Annotated in this window: 15 protein-coding genes; 10 read left to right on the forward strand and 5 right to left on the reverse strand. The window is 70.8% G+C overall.

Annotated features, from left to right (window positions below; all coding sequences use genetic code 11):
• The first annotated feature begins 46 nt into the window (after positions 1 to 46).
• On the forward strand, positions 47 to 928 hold the full coding sequence (gene purU, locus OG828_RS27945) for a formyltetrahydrofolate deformylase (RefSeq protein WP_210582561.1): 882 nt from the start codon (positions 47 to 49) through the stop codon (positions 926 to 928).
• Between the two features lie 167 nt (positions 929 to 1,095).
• Here the strand turns inward: purU and OG828_RS27950 are convergent, their stop codons facing one another.
• Both OG828_RS27950 and OG828_RS27955 read right to left on the reverse strand, forming a co-directional pair.
• On the reverse strand, positions 1,096 to 2,472 hold the full coding sequence (locus tag OG828_RS27950) for a zf-HC2 domain-containing protein (RefSeq protein ID WP_328504949.1): 1,377 nt from the start codon (positions 2,470 to 2,472) through the stop codon (positions 1,096 to 1,098).
• A 299-nt stretch (positions 2,473 to 2,771) separates the two neighbouring features.
• Positions 2,772 to 3,350, reverse strand: a complete 579-nt coding sequence (locus OG828_RS27955) for a sigma-70 family RNA polymerase sigma factor (RefSeq protein WP_328362613.1) — start codon at positions 3,348 to 3,350, stop codon at positions 2,772 to 2,774.
• Between the two features lie 338 nt (positions 3,351 to 3,688).
• Between OG828_RS27955 and OG828_RS27960 the strand changes: the two genes are divergently transcribed.
• On the forward strand, positions 3,689 to 4,069 hold the full coding sequence (locus tag OG828_RS27960) for an STAS domain-containing protein (RefSeq protein WP_328372227.1): 381 nt from the start codon (positions 3,689 to 3,691) through the stop codon (positions 4,067 to 4,069).
• A 177-nt stretch (positions 4,070 to 4,246) separates the two neighbouring features.
• Complete coding sequence (locus OG828_RS27965; RefSeq protein WP_328362616.1) at positions 4,247 to 4,759, forward strand: EF-hand domain-containing protein; 513 nt, start codon at positions 4,247 to 4,249, stop codon at positions 4,757 to 4,759.
• Between the two features lie 16 nt (positions 4,760 to 4,775).
• Here OG828_RS27965 and OG828_RS27970 read toward each other — a convergent pair whose 3' ends face one another.
• On the reverse strand, positions 4,776 to 6,278 hold the full coding sequence (locus tag OG828_RS27970) for a class I adenylate-forming enzyme family protein (protein WP_328502652.1): 1,503 nt from the start codon (positions 6,276 to 6,278) through the stop codon (positions 4,776 to 4,778).
• 124 nt (positions 6,279 to 6,402) lie between these two features.
• Here OG828_RS27970 and OG828_RS27975 point away from each other — a divergent pair, with 124 nt between their 5' ends.
• The 3 genes from OG828_RS27975 (at position 6,403) to OG828_RS27985 (ending at position 9,360) form a co-directional block, all read left to right on the forward strand.
• The gene (locus tag OG828_RS27975; protein ID WP_328362622.1) at positions 6,403 to 7,530 is read left to right on the forward strand and encodes an acyl-CoA dehydrogenase; all 1,128 of its coding nucleotides are present in this window, start codon (positions 6,403 to 6,405) and stop codon (positions 7,528 to 7,530) included.
• An 8-nt stretch (positions 7,531 to 7,538) separates the two neighbouring features.
• Entirely contained in the window at positions 7,539 to 8,405 is an 867-nt protein-coding gene (locus tag OG828_RS27980; RefSeq protein ID WP_328362625.1) for an acyl-CoA dehydrogenase family protein, read from the forward strand.
• Positions 8,406 to 8,886: 481 nt separating this feature from the next.
• Complete coding sequence (locus OG828_RS27985; protein ID WP_328504950.1) at positions 8,887 to 9,360, forward strand: ATP-binding protein; 474 nt, start codon at positions 8,887 to 8,889, stop codon at positions 9,358 to 9,360.
• Between the two features lie 398 nt (positions 9,361 to 9,758).
• On the opposite strand, the gene OG828_RS27990 is transcribed toward OG828_RS27985, so the two are convergent.
• Positions 9,759 to 10,685, reverse strand: a complete 927-nt coding sequence (locus OG828_RS27990) for a cyclase family protein (RefSeq protein ID WP_328502653.1) — start codon at positions 10,683 to 10,685, stop codon at positions 9,759 to 9,761.
• 84 nt (positions 10,686 to 10,769) lie between these two features.
• On the opposite strand from OG828_RS27990, the gene OG828_RS27995 reads away from it, so the two are divergent.
• From OG828_RS27995 to OG828_RS28010, 4 genes are all read left to right on the forward strand, one after another.
• Positions 10,770 to 11,678, forward strand: coding sequence for an SDR family oxidoreductase (locus tag OG828_RS27995; RefSeq protein WP_328502654.1), 909 nt, complete (start codon positions 10,770 to 10,772; stop codon positions 11,676 to 11,678).
• A gap of 113 nt (positions 11,679 to 11,791) precedes the next feature.
• Entirely contained in the window at positions 11,792 to 12,943 is a 1,152-nt protein-coding gene (locus OG828_RS28000) for an acyl-CoA dehydrogenase family protein (RefSeq protein WP_328440088.1), read from the forward strand.
• Positions 12,943 to 13,992: a Zn-dependent alcohol dehydrogenase gene (locus tag OG828_RS28005; protein ID WP_328362637.1), complete on the forward strand. Its 1,050-nt coding sequence runs from the start codon at positions 12,943 to 12,945 to the stop codon at positions 13,990 to 13,992. Before OG828_RS28000 ends, OG828_RS28005 begins: the two co-directional genes overlap by 1 nt.
• A gap of 96 nt (positions 13,993 to 14,088) precedes the next feature.
• On the forward strand, positions 14,089 to 15,342 hold the full coding sequence (locus OG828_RS28010) for an MFS transporter (protein ID WP_328502655.1): 1,254 nt from the start codon (positions 14,089 to 14,091) through the stop codon (positions 15,340 to 15,342).
• On the opposite strand, the gene OG828_RS28015 is transcribed toward OG828_RS28010, so the two are convergent.
• Positions 15,250 to 16,311 (reverse strand): GlxA family transcriptional regulator, encoded by a 1,062-nt coding sequence (locus OG828_RS28015; RefSeq protein ID WP_328502656.1) that lies wholly within the window; start codon positions 16,309 to 16,311, stop codon positions 15,250 to 15,252. The genes OG828_RS28010 and OG828_RS28015 overlap by 93 nt on opposite strands.
• Positions 16,312 to 16,382 lie beyond the last annotated feature (71 nt).

Below are 16,382 nucleotides of genomic sequence, written 5' to 3' on the forward strand. Positions count from 1 at the left end.
CGGACGGGGGCCGCCGGGGCTGGGCCGATATGCGACCCTGTCCTGCATGAACGAGCAGTCCAACCGACCCGCGGTCGCGCCCGACCAGTACGTCCTCACCCTGTCCTGCCCCGACAAACAGGGCATCGTGCACGCCGTGTCGAGCTACCTCTTCATGACCGGCTGCAACATCGAGGACAGTCAGCAGTTCGGCGACCACGACACGGGACTGTTCTTCATGCGCGTCCACTTCTCGGCGGAGGCCCCGGTGACCGTGGACAAGCTGCGGGCGAGCTTCGCGGCGATCGGTGACGCCTTCCACATGGAGTGGCAGCTCAACCGGGCCGACGAGAAGATGCGCGTCGTCCTGATGGTCAGCAAGTTCGGCCACTGCCTGAACGACCTGCTGTTCCGGTCGCGGATCGGGGCGCTGCCGGTGGAGATCGCCGCGGTGGTGTCCAACCACACCGACTTCGCCGAACTGGTGGCCTCGTACGACATCCCCTTCCACCACATTCCGGTGACGAGGGACAACAAGCCGCAGGCCGAGGCGCAGCTGCTGGAGCTGGTGCGCGAGGAGAACGTCGAGCTGGTGGTGCTGGCCCGCTATATGCAGGTCCTCTCCGACGACCTCTGCAAGGCGCTCAGCGGACGCATCATCAACATCCACCACTCCTTCCTGCCGAGCTTCAAGGGCGCGAAGCCGTATCACCAGGCCCATGCGAGGGGCGTGAAGCTGATCGGGGCGACCGCGCACTATGTCACCGCGGATCTCGATGAGGGGCCGATCATCGAGCAGGAGGTCGAGCGGGTGGGGCATGACGTCACGCCGGATCAGCTGGTGGCGGTGGGGCGTGATGTGGAGTGCCAGGCGCTGGCGCGGGCGGTTAAGTGGCATGCGGAGCGGAGGATTCTGCTCAATGGGCGACGGACGGTTGTGTTCGCCTAGAGAGGTGGAGGGTTCTCGCGTGCGGCGGCTGCGGGTAGTCGTGGGCTGGTCGCGCAGTTCCCCGCGCCCCTGAAGGGGCGTTCACTGCTCGTGCTTTTTAGGGGCGCGGGGAACTGCGCGAGCAACCCCCACGCACCCGCACCCGCCCTCGCACCCCCAACCCGCCCCTACATCCGGCTCAAGCTCGCCGCAGCGAACAGCACATCCCTGATCGCCTCCCGGTCCCCGACCTGCCCCGCCGCCGCCTCCTGCGGCGATACATGACCCGCCGCCAACCGGCAGAACTCCACGCCGTCCAGCGCGACATGGGCGACCTCACGCTCGGCGGAGCCCAACCCGGGGGAGTCCAGGGGAATCAACCACTCCCCGCCGCCCAGCCCCTCGATCTCCAGCCGCAGGCTGCGACCGGGCTCGCCCACCGGCACGAGATGCCGGCGGTCATCACGGCGACGAGCCGTAAGCACACCCGGCAACATCCGCGCCGCAAGATCGATCATGCCGTGCAGATGGCTCGGCGCGGGCGGCTCGTACGGGTAGTCGACCGCCTCGGCGATGTCCTCCGCGTGGACCCAGCACTCGAACGCCCGGTCCAGCATCGCGTCCCGCAGCGGCAGCTCGCAGGCACCGTACGACACCGGTAGCGAGCCGGAGCTGCCGCCGGTGAAGGACACGGTCCGCACGAGGTCATGGCTCTGCTCCCGCCAGGGACCCCGCACGGACCGGGTGGGCGGGAAGTGGGAGGCCGCCCAGTACGCCTCCGTGCGCTCGGCGGGGGTGGGTGCCGCGGACGGGATGTCGCCCAGGGGGTCGTCCAGGCCGAGGGCGAGGGCGACGAGGCCGTCGACGGTGAGGAGGTGCGCGATGACCCCGGCGACGGTCGTACGCCGGGTCGTCTCCTTGTCGGCCTCGAACCACCGCAGCCGCACGGGCGCGTGCCACTCGGCGTCCCCTATGTCCTGCAGCAGGGCGTCGAGACGGGCGGTCTCGGCGTCGTAGGGACCGGCCCACTCTGGCACCGGGATGCGCGGCGGTCGCCGGTCGAAGGAGACCGTCAGGACGCGGGTGCGCAGGCCCGGGTCGAGGTCGAGGCTCTCCGGGGGGTGCAGCAGCCCGACGGCCTCCCGCAACCGCAGCGCCTCGTCGGCGCAGGTGCCGCAGGTGCCGAGGTGGTCCTCGACGGCCGCCGTCTCCTCCGGTGAGCAGGCGGCCAGCGCCCACGCGCCGAGCAGCGCCTTCAGGACGTGGTGCTCAAGCGCCGGCGGGGCGGGCCGCGGCACCAGGTCGCCCAGTTCCTCCAGCGACGGCAGCGGCCGCCCGCCGTCCTCGACGGAGGAGCGCGGCAGGGGTATGCGAGGCGGATGGCCGGGCTCTCGCCCACGGCCGGGGTCGTCCCCGCCGCCGCCGCCGCTGCCGGGGCCGTCGGGTCCGTCCGCGCTGCCCGGGCCGCCGGGCTGCTCCTTCTCGTGCCCGGGGTCGTCGTAGCCACCGCCGTTGCCCGGGCCGTCGGGTCCGTCCGCGCTGCCCGGGCCGCCGGGCCCGGTCACCTCCGGGCGGCCCTCGTCGTCCGGGACGCCGTGCTGCTCCTTCGCGTGGCCGGGGCCGTCGGGTCCGCCCGCGCTGCCCGGACCGTCGGATCCGCCCGCGCCGCCGGGCCCGGTCACCTCCGGGCGGTCCTCGTCGTCCGGGACGCCGTGCTGCTCCTTCGCGTGGCCGGGGCCGTCGTAGCCGCCGCCGTTACCGGGGCCGTTGGATCCGCCGCCGGGCCCGGGGCCGTCGTAGCCGCCGTGCCCCGCGTCGCCGTATCCCTCGTGGTTGTCGTACGCCTCGAACCGCTCCGGGCCGGTCACATGGCACCCCCGTATCCCGAGGGCGGCCCGGGGGCGCCGGCGTCATGGGCGGTGGACAGGAGTTGCAGGCCGAGGCGGAGGCGGCGGCGGGCCTCGTCCTCGGTGACGCCGAGGTCGGCGGCGGTCTGGCGGTAGTCGCGGCGCTGGAAGTAGGCCAGCTCCAGTGCGGTGCGCAGGGGGACGGGCATGGCCTGGACGATGTAGTCGGCGCGGGCGGCGACGGAGGCCTGTCGGACCTTGCGCTCCAGGTCCTCGGTGGAGCCGCCGCCCTGGGTGAGGGCGGCGGTCTCGGTGGCGCGCAGCCGCTGCACGGCCAGGCGATGGGTCAGCGTGGCGACCCAGGAGCGCAGCGGGCCCTGCTTGGGGTCGTACGCCTCCGGGTGCTGCCAGACGTGGGCGAAGACGTCCCTGGTGATGCCGTCGGCCGCGCGCTCGTCGCCGAGGACGCGGTGGGCGAGGCCGTGCACGAGCGAAGCGAAACGGTCGTACAGCTCACCGAGGGCCGCCGCCTCTCCGCGTGCGAGCCGCTGCTGCATCTTGCGGTCCCAGCGGGGCGGCGCGTCCTTCTTCGCCATACGGCCCCCTCACCCTGCTCTTCTCCGGTCCGGCCTGCGTCCACCGTCATCTCGAATGTAGTCGGCACCTCTGACAACGCACGCCCCTTTGTGCCAATGGGCGCTCCCTGCGGAGGCGCAGGTGGTAGTGCACCTTCCGGGCCCCGTCCGCCCCCGTGCCTTCGCGCGCCTACCCACTCCCGGGGCCATCAGACCCGATCGAACAGGATCGAATACGACTGAAACAAGCCTGTTCTGATCGGTTTCCGTTTCCAGTACCTGGTTTCGGGGAACGGCCGCTGGGCAGCCGCGCTGCAAGGAAGCGTAGGTGAGGCTTCCGTTTCCGGCGAGCGAAGGGCCTGGTGGTGGCGTTCTACGTGACCGGCGACAAGCAGGGCGAGTGGGCCGTGCTCCAAGTGTCGGGCGAACTGGACCTGGTGACGTCGCCCGTGCTGCGGCAGCGGGTGCACGACGTGGTGGCCGAGGGCCGGCACAGTCTCGTCCTCGACCTCTCCGAGGTCTTCTTCTGCGATTCCAGCGGCGTCGGCGTGCTCATCGGCTCCCGCCGCCTCATCCGCTCCTGCCAGGGCAGCCTGCGGCTGATACTGCCCGCCCAGGGGGCCGTGGACGGCTCCCACGTCAACAGGGTGCTCGGTGCCCTCGGCGTACGCCGTCTGTTCGAGGTGTACCCGGACGTGGCGGCGGCGGTCGACGAGGGGGCCGAACCGCTCTCGGCGTGACCCGGCGCTACCGGATCTCCGCACTCGGTGCACGTCACACCGCCGCTCTGCCACGTCGTTGTCGCAAAATTAGCCCGGTCTTGGCACAAGCGACGTTTTCCGCGCCAAGGCCGCTCCGGGCGTCGTACGCTCCCTGCCAGTACGCACCCCACGTGACGTAAGGCGGCACGAACAGACATGGTCAGCAGCGAGTACGAGGGCAAGATCGCCGCCCGGTTCGCCACCTTCGACCAGGACGGCAACGGCTACATCGACCGTGAGGACTTCAGCGCGGCGGCCAAGCGGCTGCTCGCCGAGTTCGGTACGGCGGCCCGCTCCGACAAGGGACAGGCCCTGTACATCGGCGCCGAGGCGTTCTGGCAGGGGATGGCCGGCATAGCGGACCGGGACGGCGACCAGCGGATCAGCCGGGACGAGTTCGTCGGCGGCGCGGTCAAGCGCCTGCGCGACAACCCGGACCGGTTCGCCGAGATCGCCCGCCCCTTTCTGCATGCCGCGCTCGACCTCGCCGACCGGGACGGCGACGGAGCGGCCACCGTCGGTGACACCGCGCGCGTGCTGACCGCGCTCGGCGTGAGCCAGGACGTGGCCGCGACGGCCGCCGCCACCCTCGACACCGACGGCGACGGCAAGATCGGCGAGGCGGAGATCGTCTCCTCCTTCGCCCGCTATTTCACCGTGCCCGAATGACGTCACCTGTCACCCGTCACCCGTCTGAATAGCGCTCGCGCAGCTTGTACTTGAGCACCTTCCGCAAGGTCTCGTTGCGCGGAAGGGCGTCCACCACCTCGAGCCGCTCCGGCAGCTTGTGCACCGACAGCCCTTCCGCGCGCAGATAAGACGACACCGCCTCCAGGGTCAACTCCCCGGCCCCCGGCGGCTGTTCCACCACCGCGCACACCCGCTCCCCGCGCTCGGCGTCCGGCAGCCCGATCACGGCCACGTCCCCGACGTCCGGGTGCCGGTGCAGCAGATCCTCGATCTCCTTGGCGGAGATGTTCTCGCCCTTGCGGATGATCACGTCCTTCAGCCGTCCCGTCAGCACCAGATGCCCGCTGTCGGTGAGTCGCCCGAGGTCACCGGTCCTCAGGAACCCCTCCCCGTCGAACGCCTCCGCCGTCTGCGCCGCATCCAGATACCCCCGGCACACCGCCTCCCCGCGCAGCCGCACCTCCCCGTCCACGATCCGGATCTCCATGCCCTCCGGCGGCCGCCCCTCGGTCGTCGCCAGGTTCTCCACCGTGTCGTCCGGCGCCCCCATCGTGATCATCGGCACCTCGGTCATGCCGTACCCATGGGTGAGCTGCACGCCCATCTCGCGTACGACGGCGTGATACACCTCCGGCGGCTTCGGCGCCCCGCCGCCCGCGAGCAGCCGCAGGCTCGGAATGAGCTTCTCCTCGGGCCGTTTGCGCTGCTCGGCGAGGAACATCGAGTAGAACGCCGTCGACCCGCCCGCCATCGTCACCCCGTGCTTGCGATACCCCTCCAGCGCGTCCGGCAGCGCGAACTGCTCGAACAGCATCGCCGGGAAGCCGTACAGCAACAGCATCACCATGTAGTCCGGGCCGCCGATATGGGCGTACGGGAAGGCGATCGAGCCGACGTCGGTGGAGGTGGGCCGCAGCGCGTGAGCGAGGCAGGCGCCGCCCGCGATGAGCGAGCGGTCCGTGTGGAGAACGCCCTTGGGGTCGGAGGTGGTTCCCGAGGTCCAGTAGATCCAGCGGACATCCGTGCCGTCGGCGGGCGACGCGGGCAGTGCGGAGGGATCGCCGTCGGGCAGATCGTCGTACGCCTCGAAGATCCCCTTCGCGCCGAGCCGTCGTGCCATCGCCGCGTGGTCGAAGCCGCGCCACGCGCCGGGCACGGCGAAGTGCTCGGCCTTGGACTCCCGCAGGGCGAAGCCGACTTCGCGGTCCCGGTAGAACGGGATGACCGGCGACTGCACGGCGCCCAGGCGGGCCAGCGCGAAGGACAGCAGGGCGGTCTCGATGCGGGTGGGCAGCTGCCAGGCGACGACCGTACCGGGGCGTATGCCCCTGCCGTGGAGGCCGGCCGCCACCCGCTCGGCGCGGTCATGCAGCTCACCGAAGGTGAGCGTGCGGTCGTCCTGGAGGAGGACGGGGCGGTCGGGGGTCAGTTCGGCACGGCGTGTGACCAGTTCCCAGAGCGTGCGCGAGGAACCCAGGGCGTGTGCGGTGTCGTTCACGACGACCCCCTCTGGCTGACGGTGTGTCAGATCGTGCGGAGAGCGTAGGGCTCGACGCCTTGTCGGTCCAGGGGTGCGGGGCTAGCCTGCTGCTGAATCTGACGGATCGTCAGGCAGGTGGTGGATGGACCTCACGTACACGCCCGAAGAGGACGAGTTCCGGGCGCGCTTGCGGGAGTGGCTGGGGAAGGTCCTTCCGACCCTGCCGCCGAAGCCGTCCCCGGACGACTGGCCCGCGCGCAGGGCGTACGACCTCGGCTGGCAGCGGATGCTGTACGACGCCGGGTACGCGCACGTGCACTGGGACGCCTCCCCGACCGTACGGCTGATCTTCCTGGAGGAGACCGAGAAGGCGGGCGCCCCCTATGTGGGGGCGGGCTTCGTCGGGCTGCTGCACGCGGGGCCCACGATCGCCGCCGAGGGGAGCGAGGAACAGCGGGCGCGCTGGCTGCCGCCGATCCTTCGGGGCGAGGAGGTCTGGTGCCAGGGCTTCAGCGAACCGGACGCCGGATCGGACCTCGCGGCGCTGCGCACGCGCGCGCGTAGGGACGGCGACGACTATGTAGTGAGTGGGTCCAAAATCTGGACCTCCCATGCCGAAGTGGCCGACTGGTGCGAGCTGTTGGTCCGCACGAACCCCGCCGCGCCCAAGCACCGCGGCATCACCTGGCTCGCCATGCCCATGGACGCCCCGGGCATCACCGTACGTCCGCTGCGCACGCTCGCCGGGTCCGCCGAGTTCGCCGAGGTGTTCCTCGACGAGGTCCGCATCCCGGTCGCCAACCGCGTCGGCGATGAGGACGACGGCTGGCGCGTGACGATGGTGACCCTCTCCTTCGAGCGCGGCACGGCCTTCGTCGGCGAGGTCGTCGCCTGCCGCCGCGTCCTGCGCGAACTCGCCGGTGAGGCACGGAAGAACGGCCGCTGGGACGATCCCGTGCTGCGGCGCAGGCTGGGTCGGCTGAACGCACAGTTCCGGGCGCTGTGGCGACTGACCCAGTGGAATGTGAGCGAGGCGGAGAGCGGGGTCCCCGGGGTGGGGAGTTCGGTTTTCAAACTGAGATATTCGCAGGCACGGCAGGAGCTGTACGACACCGCGGCCGACGTCCTGGGCGCGGACTGTCTCGACCTCGACCGGCCGTGGATGCTGGACCGCCTGTCCTCCCTCTCCTACACCATCGCCGCCGGCACCTCGCAGATCCAGCAGAACATCGTGGCCGAGCGCATCCTCGGGCTGCCGAAGGGACGGTGACTGCGCGTATGAAATTCCAACTCACCGAGGATCAGCGGGCGTTGCGTGACGGCGTACGACAGCTGCTGACGCGGCGCTTCGACGCCGAGGCCCTGCGGGCGGCCGTGGACGCACCCGGACTGGACCGTGGGCTGTGGCGGGCGCTCGGCGAGGCGGGGTTCTTCGCGCTGCGGCTGCCGGAGGCGGACGGCGGGGTCGGACTCGGGCTGCCCGAGGCGGTGTTGGCCTTCGAGGAGGCGGGCCGGGCGCTGCTGCCGGGGCCGCTGATCGCCACGCATCTGGCGGCGGGCGAGGTGGCGGGCGCGGCGGAGGGCGAGACCGTGGTCGCGGCCGTGGACGGCAGCGGGCTCGTGGAGTGGCTGGCCGAGGCGGACGTCGTACGAGGGGACGCCGCCGGGGCCGTACCGCTGAGGTCGGTGGATCCGCTGACTCCGCTGCACCGGGTGGGGGGCGGGGCGGCCGTGGAGCCCGTCGCCGTACTCCTGACCGCCGCCGAACAGTTGGGCACGGCCGGGCGGGTGTGCGAGCTGGCGGTGCAACACGCCCGGACCCGTGAGCAGTTCGGGCAGCCGATCGGGGCCTTCCAGGCGGTCAAGCATCTGTGCGCCGGAATGCTGGTGCGGACGGAGGTGGCCCGCGCGGCGGTATATGCCGCCGCCGTCACCGCCGACCGGACGGACATCGCGGCGGCCCGGCTGCTCGCCGACGAGGCCGCGGTGCTCGGCGCCCGTGACTGCCTTCAGGTGCATGGCGGAATGGGCTTCACCTGGGAGTCCGAGGTGCATCTCCATCTGAAGCGCGCCTGGGTGCGTGCTCGGCGTGGTGGTGCGAGCACGGAGAGTGAGGAATTGCTCGCGGCGGATCTGGTGGCCTGAGCGGCGAAAGGGGCGCTGGGCTGCGATATCACGCACACAGGCGGCATGGATGTCGCGGATTGTGGCATACCGGAATTACGGAGCGTTGATATCGGGTTGTGTCCTAAGGGTGACTTGTCACGGCCTGGAGTCGCTGTGTTGCTCCGGTACCTTGTGTGGGATGCGAGCGGGTCCGAGCACGAATCATGCCGGTGTTGCCCTTGAGGCGGCCCCGGATCCGGCGATGTGCCCCTGTTCGACTCGCCACGACGAGCGTCGCACAGTATGCCGCACGGGTACTCCTTCGCGCTGGAATATGCCCGAAGCGCTTGTTGGGGTGACTGTACGTCAACCATGCTGTCTCGTAAGGGATTCACGTTCTGTGAACCCGGCTCTGACCATTGTTCTGGTCATGCAAAGAATGGCTACGATCGTGGCACTCGTGTGGCGCGAGGTCATGTGTCCGCCGGTTCGGATGGTGTGAGCGGTGCAGGTGCTTCAAGTGCAGCTGGAGATCCGGCCCGACCCCGCAGAAGTGGGGCGTGCCCGGCGGTGGGCCCGTTCGCGGCTCGCCGGGTCCGGGATAGAGGCCGATGAGTCGCTTGCCGAGACGCTGATCCTGCTCGTCTCCGAACTTGTCACCAACGCCGTCGTGCACACCGGTTGCCCGGCCGTGCTCCGGCTGTCGCTGCCCGCAGAGGCGGCGGAGTCGGCTGCTCCGGTCCGGCTGGAGGTGGCCGACGCCAGCGACCGGGCCCCCGTCCCCCGGTGCGTGGACGGCGAGCAGACGGGCGGCCGTGGCCTCGCCCTCATCGACGGCCTGGCCGACCGCTGGGGCTGGAGCCCCGAGGGCGCCGGCAAGCGCATCTGGTGCGAACTGGACCGCTGTACGGAGCCGCCTCAGGCGGCGACGGCGTTCGGCGGCGGGGCCGCGGCCTATGAAGGGTATGAGGGGCTGGCGTACGAAGCCGTATAGCCGCTCGTGGCTGAGTGTGCCCCCCGGCGCATGGTCGCGGGCGTGGCGACAAAGGCTTGCCGCCCTTCTCCGGCCACCAGGACGCATGCGCCCGGATGTGCTTCTGTGCGCGGCCACCGAAATCGGTGCGTAAGTGATGAATCCCCTTTCGGGTGTTGACGGGACGTGACCGTTTGATCACGCTGGTGGTCAGCGATTCACCGCGAGGGGACGACGAGGGTTTCGGTGACGGGAGCCCTCGACGAGTGTGGGTCGCGACGGCGTCGGTTCTGCTTGGGGCCATGAGGAACCGGGGCGGGTGCGCCGAAGCCGGATGGCGGCGCGCGACACCGTGCTCGGGGCGGGCGCGGCGCGTCGCCAGCCGGCCGCGCCCGGGGAGGCGGAAGCGTGGCCGGCGACTAGAGAACGGCCACCGGGGCCACCGGAGTTCCCGTGGCGCCGACGAACGGCTCGGGCATCGCCGACAGCAGGAAGTCATAGCGGCCCACTTGTCCACAGGCTGTGGACAACTCTTCGAGATTCCAGTTCTGGCCCTGCAGCATCCCCATCTCCACCAGGTCGAGCGCATGCACGGGCAGCCACAAATTCTCTATTTCCGGCGGAAATATCTCAAATGTGAGGGTGTCGTTCGCGACGGCGGCGACATCGCGCGCGTGGAACCACTCCGGGGTGCGGATCGACAGCCCGGGTGACGGATAGGCGTACGCATGCTTGTCCCCGGCGAGATACACCTGCACCTGCCCGGTCCGTACGAGCACGATGTCACCGGCACGCACGCGCGTGCCCGCGAGTTCCTCGGCGGCGTCCAGGTCCTGAGGGGTCACGGCATGCCCTCCGTCGAGGCGGTCCACGCCGTGCGCCTTCGCCACATCGAGCAGCACTCCGCGCGAGACGATGTGCCGCGCCTTGTCGATGCCGCTGAACTCGGCGCCGCCGTGCGGGGTGACGGTGTCGGCCGGGCGGCCGTTGTAGAGCCGGCCCGAGTGCGAGACATGCGTGAGCGCGTCCCAGTGGGTGCCGGCCTGCAACCCCATGGTCACCGCGTCGTCGCTGCACGCGACCGTTCCCGGGCCGAAGATCTCCTGGTTGATCTGCACCATGGCGTGCAGCGGATTGACGCGCCCCGGGATCATCCCGGTCTGGACGCCGTCCTGCCTCAGGGGGAGCGCGAGCGGAATCCGTTGTCCGCTGTGGACGCAGGCGGCTGCCTCCCGTACGACCTCGTCGGTGACGAGGTTCAGGGTCCCGATCTCGTCGTCGGACCCCCAGCGGCCCCAGTTGTTGACCCGCTTGGCGATGTCGTGGAACTCGGCCGGTAGTGACATGGGAGCCCCCCGGGGCTTGTCTCCAGGTGTCTGACGGGACTTAAAATCTAACGGTCCGTCAGAAACCGCGGGAAGGGGCCGGGCATGGGGAACTTCTTGGCAGGCAAGGTCGTCGCCGTGACCGGCGCCGGACGGGGCATCGGGCGGGCGGTCGCGCTCGCGGCGGCCGCCGAGGGAGCGAAGGTCGTGGTCAACGACTACGGCGTGGCGATCGACGGTGCTTCCCCGACCAGCGAGGTCGCCGAAGCCGTCGTCAAGGAGATCGAGGCGGCGGGCGGTGATGCGGTCGCCGTGGCCGACGACGTCGCCACGATGGCGGGCGGGCAGCGCGTGGTCGACACGGCGCTGGAATCGTACGGCCGGCTCGACGGTGTGGTCTGCGTGGCCGGGATTCTGCGTGAGCGGATGCTGTTCAACATGACCGAGGAGGAGTGGGACCCGGTCGTGGCCACGCATCTCAAGGGCACGTTCACGGTGTTCCGGGCGGCGTCCGCGGTGATGCGGAAGCAGCGGGCCGGGACGCTGATCGGCTTCACCAGCGGCAACCATCAGGGGTCCGTGTCGCAGGCCAACTACAGCGCCGCGAAGGGCGGGATCATCTCGCTGGTGCGGAGCGCCGCGCTGGGGTTGCACAAGTACGGAGTGAGCGCCAATGCGGTGGCGCCGGTCGCTCGTACGCGGATGTCGGCGAACGTGCCGATGGAGCTGGCGGAGATCGGGGAGCCGGAGGATGTGGCGGCGCTGGTGGTCTACCTGCTGTCGGATCGGGCTCAGGGAGTGACCGGGCAGGTGTACACGATCGCCGGGCCGAAGATCGCGGTGTGGGCGCAGCCGAGGGAACTGCGTTCGGCTTATGCGGAGGGTTCTTGGACGCCGGAGCGGATTGCGGAGTTTTTGCCGGGGTCGGTGGGGGTGGATCCGATGCCGATGCTCTCCGAGGTGGCGGGGATGGAGAGGGCGGCGGTTTCTGGGGTGCGGCCTAACGCCCAGTAGCTCGGGGGGTGTTCTTTGTTTGGCGGCTGCGGGTTGGTTGTGGCTTGTCGCGCAGTTCCCCGCGCCCCTAAAGGGGCGCTCTTGTTGGCCGGTGATTTTTAGGGAGGCCCCTCATGGACTTCGGGTTTGCGGCTGAGGATGAAGCGTTTCGGGTGGAGGCGCGGGCGTGGCTCGATGGGCATGCCGGGAGGGTGCGGGATCGGCGTAGTTGGGAGCGGGTCCTCGGGGAGGCTGGGTGGATTGGGCTTTCGTGGGGGGAAACCGGGTATGGCAATCGGTCGGCCACGCTTACTCAGCAGGTTGCCTGGGCGGAGGAGTATGCGCGTTCTGGGGCGCCACCGCGGTCGGGGCATATCGGGGAGAATTTGCTTGCCCCGACTCTGATTGCTCATGGCACCGATGAGCAGAAGGGGCGCTTTCTGCCGGCGGTTGCCGCGGGGGAGGAGCTGTGGTGTCAGGGGTACAGCGAGCCTGGCGCGGGGTCGGATCTGGCGGGGATACGGACCGTGGCGACGCGGGAGTCGCAGGGGACGTATCGCATTACCGGGCAGAAGATCTGGACGTCGCTCGCGCATGAGGCGGACTGGTGTTTTGTGTTGGCGCGGACGGATGTGGATTCCCGTCGTCATCGGGGGCTGAGTTTTCTGCTGGTGCCGATGGATCAGCCGGATCACATCGATGTGCGGCCGATTCGGCAGATGACCGGCACCAGTGACTTCAATGAGGTCTTCTTCGACGGGGCGCACGCGCGCGTGGAGCATGTCGTCGGGGGTGAGGGCAATGGCTGGCGGGTGGCGATGAGCCTGCTCGGCTTCGAGCGCGGTGTTTCCACCCTTGCCCAGCAGATCGGCTTCGCGCGGGAGTTGGAGCGGATCGTGGGGACGGCCGTGGAGACGGGGGCGGTCGGTGATCCGGTCGTACGGGATCGGCTGGTGCGGCAGTGGGCGGAGCTGCGGGTGATGCGGTGGAACGCCCTGCGGACGCTGGGGAGTTCGGGTGATGCGGGGGCGCCCAGTGTGGCCAAGCTGCTGTGGGCCGGTTGGCATCAGCGGCTCGGGGAGCTGGCCATGCAGGTGCGGGGGGCGCGGGCGGGCGTGGGACCCGCGGACTGGTCGGCCTCGGCGCCGTACGAACTCGACGAGGCGCAGCATCTGTTCCTGTTCTCGCGGGCCGACACCATCTACGGCGGCTCGGACCAGGTTCAGCGCACGATCATCGCCGAGCGGGTGCTCGGGCTGCCGAGGGAACCCAAGGGGGTTGTGTGATGCGCGGCGTGGTGTTCGACGGGAAGCGGGTCGAGGTCGCGAACGACCTGGAGGTGCGGGATCCGGGGCCGGGTGAGGTGCTGGTGTCGATCTCGGCGGCGGGGCTGTGCCACAGCGATCTGTCCGTGGTGGACGGCACCATTCCGTTCCCTGTTCCCGTAGTGCTGGGGCATGAGGGGGCCGGGGTGGTGGAGGCCGTGGGGGCGGGGGTCACGCATGTGGCGGCCGGTGACCATGTCGCCCTGTCCACGCTGGCCAACTGCGGTACCTGCGCGGAGTGCGACCGGGGGCGGCCGACGATGTGCCGGCAGGCGATCGGGCGGCCCGGGCAGCCGTTCGTCCGCGGGGGGCGGCCCGTCTTCCAGTTCGCGTCCAACTCCGCGTTCGCCGAGCGGACCGTGGTCAAGGCCGTGCAGGTCGTGCGGATCCCGAAGGACATTCCCCTGCCCTCCGCCGCGCTCATCGGGTGCGGGGTGCTGACGGGCGTCGGCGCCGTACTCAACCGGGCGAAGGTGGACCGCGGGGACAGCGTGCTCGTCATCGGTACGGGAGGCATCGGGCTCAACGTCCTTCAGGGGGCGCGGATCGCGGGTGCGCTGCGGATCGTCGCCGTCGATGCCAATCCGGCGAAGGAGGCGGTGGCGCGGCAGTTCGGGGCTACCGACTTTCTGACCTCGACGGACGGCGTGCGGGAGCTGCTGCCGACAGGGGCGGACCATGCCTTCGAGTGCGTGGGGCGCGTCGAGTTGATCCGTGCGGCCGTCGATCTGCTCGACCGGCATGGGCAGGCGATCCTGCTGGGGGTGCCGCCGGCCGGCGCCGAGGCCTCCTTCGTCGTGTCCTCGATGTATCTGGACAAGTCGATCCTGGGGTGCCGGTACGGGTCGTCGCGCCCGCAGCGGGACATCGCGCTGTACGCCGAGCTGTACCGCAACGGGCGGCTGCTGCTGGACGAGTTGGTGACGCAGACGTATCCGGTCGAGGAGTTCGAGCGGGCGGCGGCGGATGCGGAGGCGGGGAAGGTGGCTCGCGGGGTGCTCACGTTCTGAGTCATTCGGTGCTTGGTCGGCGCTGTCCTCGCGGAGTTGTCCACAGGCCCGGAAATCGGCTGCCGCGTTGTCAGTGCCGCCGCCTACCTTCGACTCATGACCTACCGCGATGTCGCCTCCAAGCAGGTCCTGATCTGGGCCTGCACCGCCGTCGGCTCCCGTATGCCGGTCGCCATGGCGCCGTTGGCGCTGGTGTTCCTGGTGCGGGAGCGGCCCGGCGGCTACACGCTGGGCGCGGCGCTCGCGGCGGCCTATGTGATCGGCGAGATCATCGGGGCGCCGGTCCTCGGGATGCGGCTGGATCCGGCGCGCGGCCGGCGGCATCTGGCCGTGGGACTCGCGGGCGGGGCGGTGGGGTTCGCGGGGCTCGGGGTGCTGGCCGGTGCGCATCCTGTCGTGCTGGGGGCGTTCGCGTTTCTGGCCGGTGCCGCTCCGGCGGCCGTCGCGGGCGGTCAGCGTGCGCTGTTGACCTCGCTGGTTCCGGAACGTGCCGTGACGCAGGCGCTGTCGGCCGAGTCGATGCTGATGTCCGGTGTGTGGGCCGTCTCCCCGGTCGCGGTGGCCGGCCTCGCCCTCGGGGTGGCGCCTCGGATACCGCTGCTCCTCGGGGCCGCCCTGATGGCGTCGTCGACAGCGGGCCACTGGCTGCTTCCGGCGGGCTGGGCCAAGGGGGATCAGGACGGGGAGGCGGGCCGGGGGATGCTCCGCGTGCTGATACGCGCCTGGCCGGTGTACGTCACGGGCGCGGCCAGCCTCACCCTGCTCGGCCTGGCCGAACTCACCCTGCCCGCCCTGCTGGAGCAGCGCGGCATCGGCGTGGGCTGGTCCGGCCCGATGCTGGCGGGACTCGCGGTGGGGGCGGGGATCGGGGCGTTCGTGTACGGCGTGCGGTCGTGGCCGGGGCGGCTTCGTATGCGCAGTGTGGTGCTGATGTGTGGCATGTCGGCCTTCGTGAGCCTCGCCGCGCTGATACCGGGCGCGGCCGGGATCGCGATCGCCCTCGCCCTGGCGGGCACGCTCCAGTCGGGTGCGCTCATCACCCGCAACCTGTCCCTGCGCGAGGCCCTGCCGCCGGGCGCGCTGGCGGCCGGCTACTCGGTGATGTACGCCGCCGCGGGCGCGGGCTATGCGGCGACGGGTTCTCTCGCCGGTGGCCTGCTCCAGGTGGTGGCGCCGTCCACGGCCATGCTGGCCGGTGTGGTGCTTACCCTGCTGCTGACGGCGCTCGGCTGGTGGGGAGAGGCCCGCCGGGACGGCTCACGTGCGGCAGGGGACCTGGACGTCGGCGTTGTTCCCGGCGCGGAAGGTGCGCCGATAGCTGGTGGGTGTGACGCCGAGCGCCGCCTGTAGGTGCTGCCGCATCGACTGGGCCGTGCCGAAGCCGGCGTCCCGGGCGACCTGGTCGACGGAGAGATCGGTGGACTCCAGGAGGTGGCGGGCGCGTTCCACCCGCTGCTGGGTGAGCCATTGGCCGGGGCTGACGCCGACCTCCTCGCGGAAGCGGCGCGTGAAGGTCCGTACGGACATGGCCTCCTGCTCCGCCATGTCGCGCAGCTGGATCGGCTCGTGGAGGCGGCCCAGGGCCCAGGCACGGGCGGTGGTCGTGGTCGCCTGCTGCGGGTCGGGGACCGGGCGGTGGATGTACTGCGCCTGGCCGCCGTCGCGGTGGGGCGGTACGACCGTGCGGCGGGCCACGTCGTTGGCGATCGCCGTGCCGTGGTCACGGCGGACCATGTGCAGGCACAGGTCGATCCCGGCGGCGACGCCCGCCGAGGTCAGCACGTCGCCGTCGTCGATGAACAGCACGTCCGCGTCGACCTTGATCCTCGGGAACAGCCGCTGGAAGCGCTCGGCGTCGGACCAGTGCGTGGTGGCCGGGCGGCCCTCGAGCAGGCCGGCGGCGGCGAGGACATAGACGCCGGTGCAGATGGAGGCGATCCGGGTGCCGGGGCGGATGCGGGCGAGCGCGGCGGCCAGTTCGTCGGTCAGCACACCCTCGTCGAAGACCGGGCCGAGCTCGTACGACGCCGGGACGATCACGGTGTCGGCGGTGGCCAGCGCCTGAGGGCCGTGTTCGACGTGGATGGAGAAGTCGGCGTCGGTCTGGACCGGGCCCGGCGGCCGGACCGAGCAGGTGACGACCTCGTACAGATACCGCCCCTCGGCGTCCTTGGGGCGCCCGAAGATCCGGTGCGGGATGCCCAGCTCGAACGGGAGCAGCCCGTCCAGGGCGAGGACGACGACGCGGTGCGGGCGGAACTCCGAGTCACGCGCGTGGCGTTGACTCGAGCTCAGGTGCTCCGGCTCACGCACGCTCATGGCGTTCACCCTCACTCGCGCTCATGACGTTCCGGCTCATGCTCATGGCCCGATCCTAACGAATGCTGTCC

It is taken from the genome of Streptomyces sp. NBC_00457, from assembly GCF_036014015.1.
Lineage (GTDB): Bacteria > Actinomycetota > Actinomycetes > Streptomycetales > Streptomycetaceae > Streptomyces.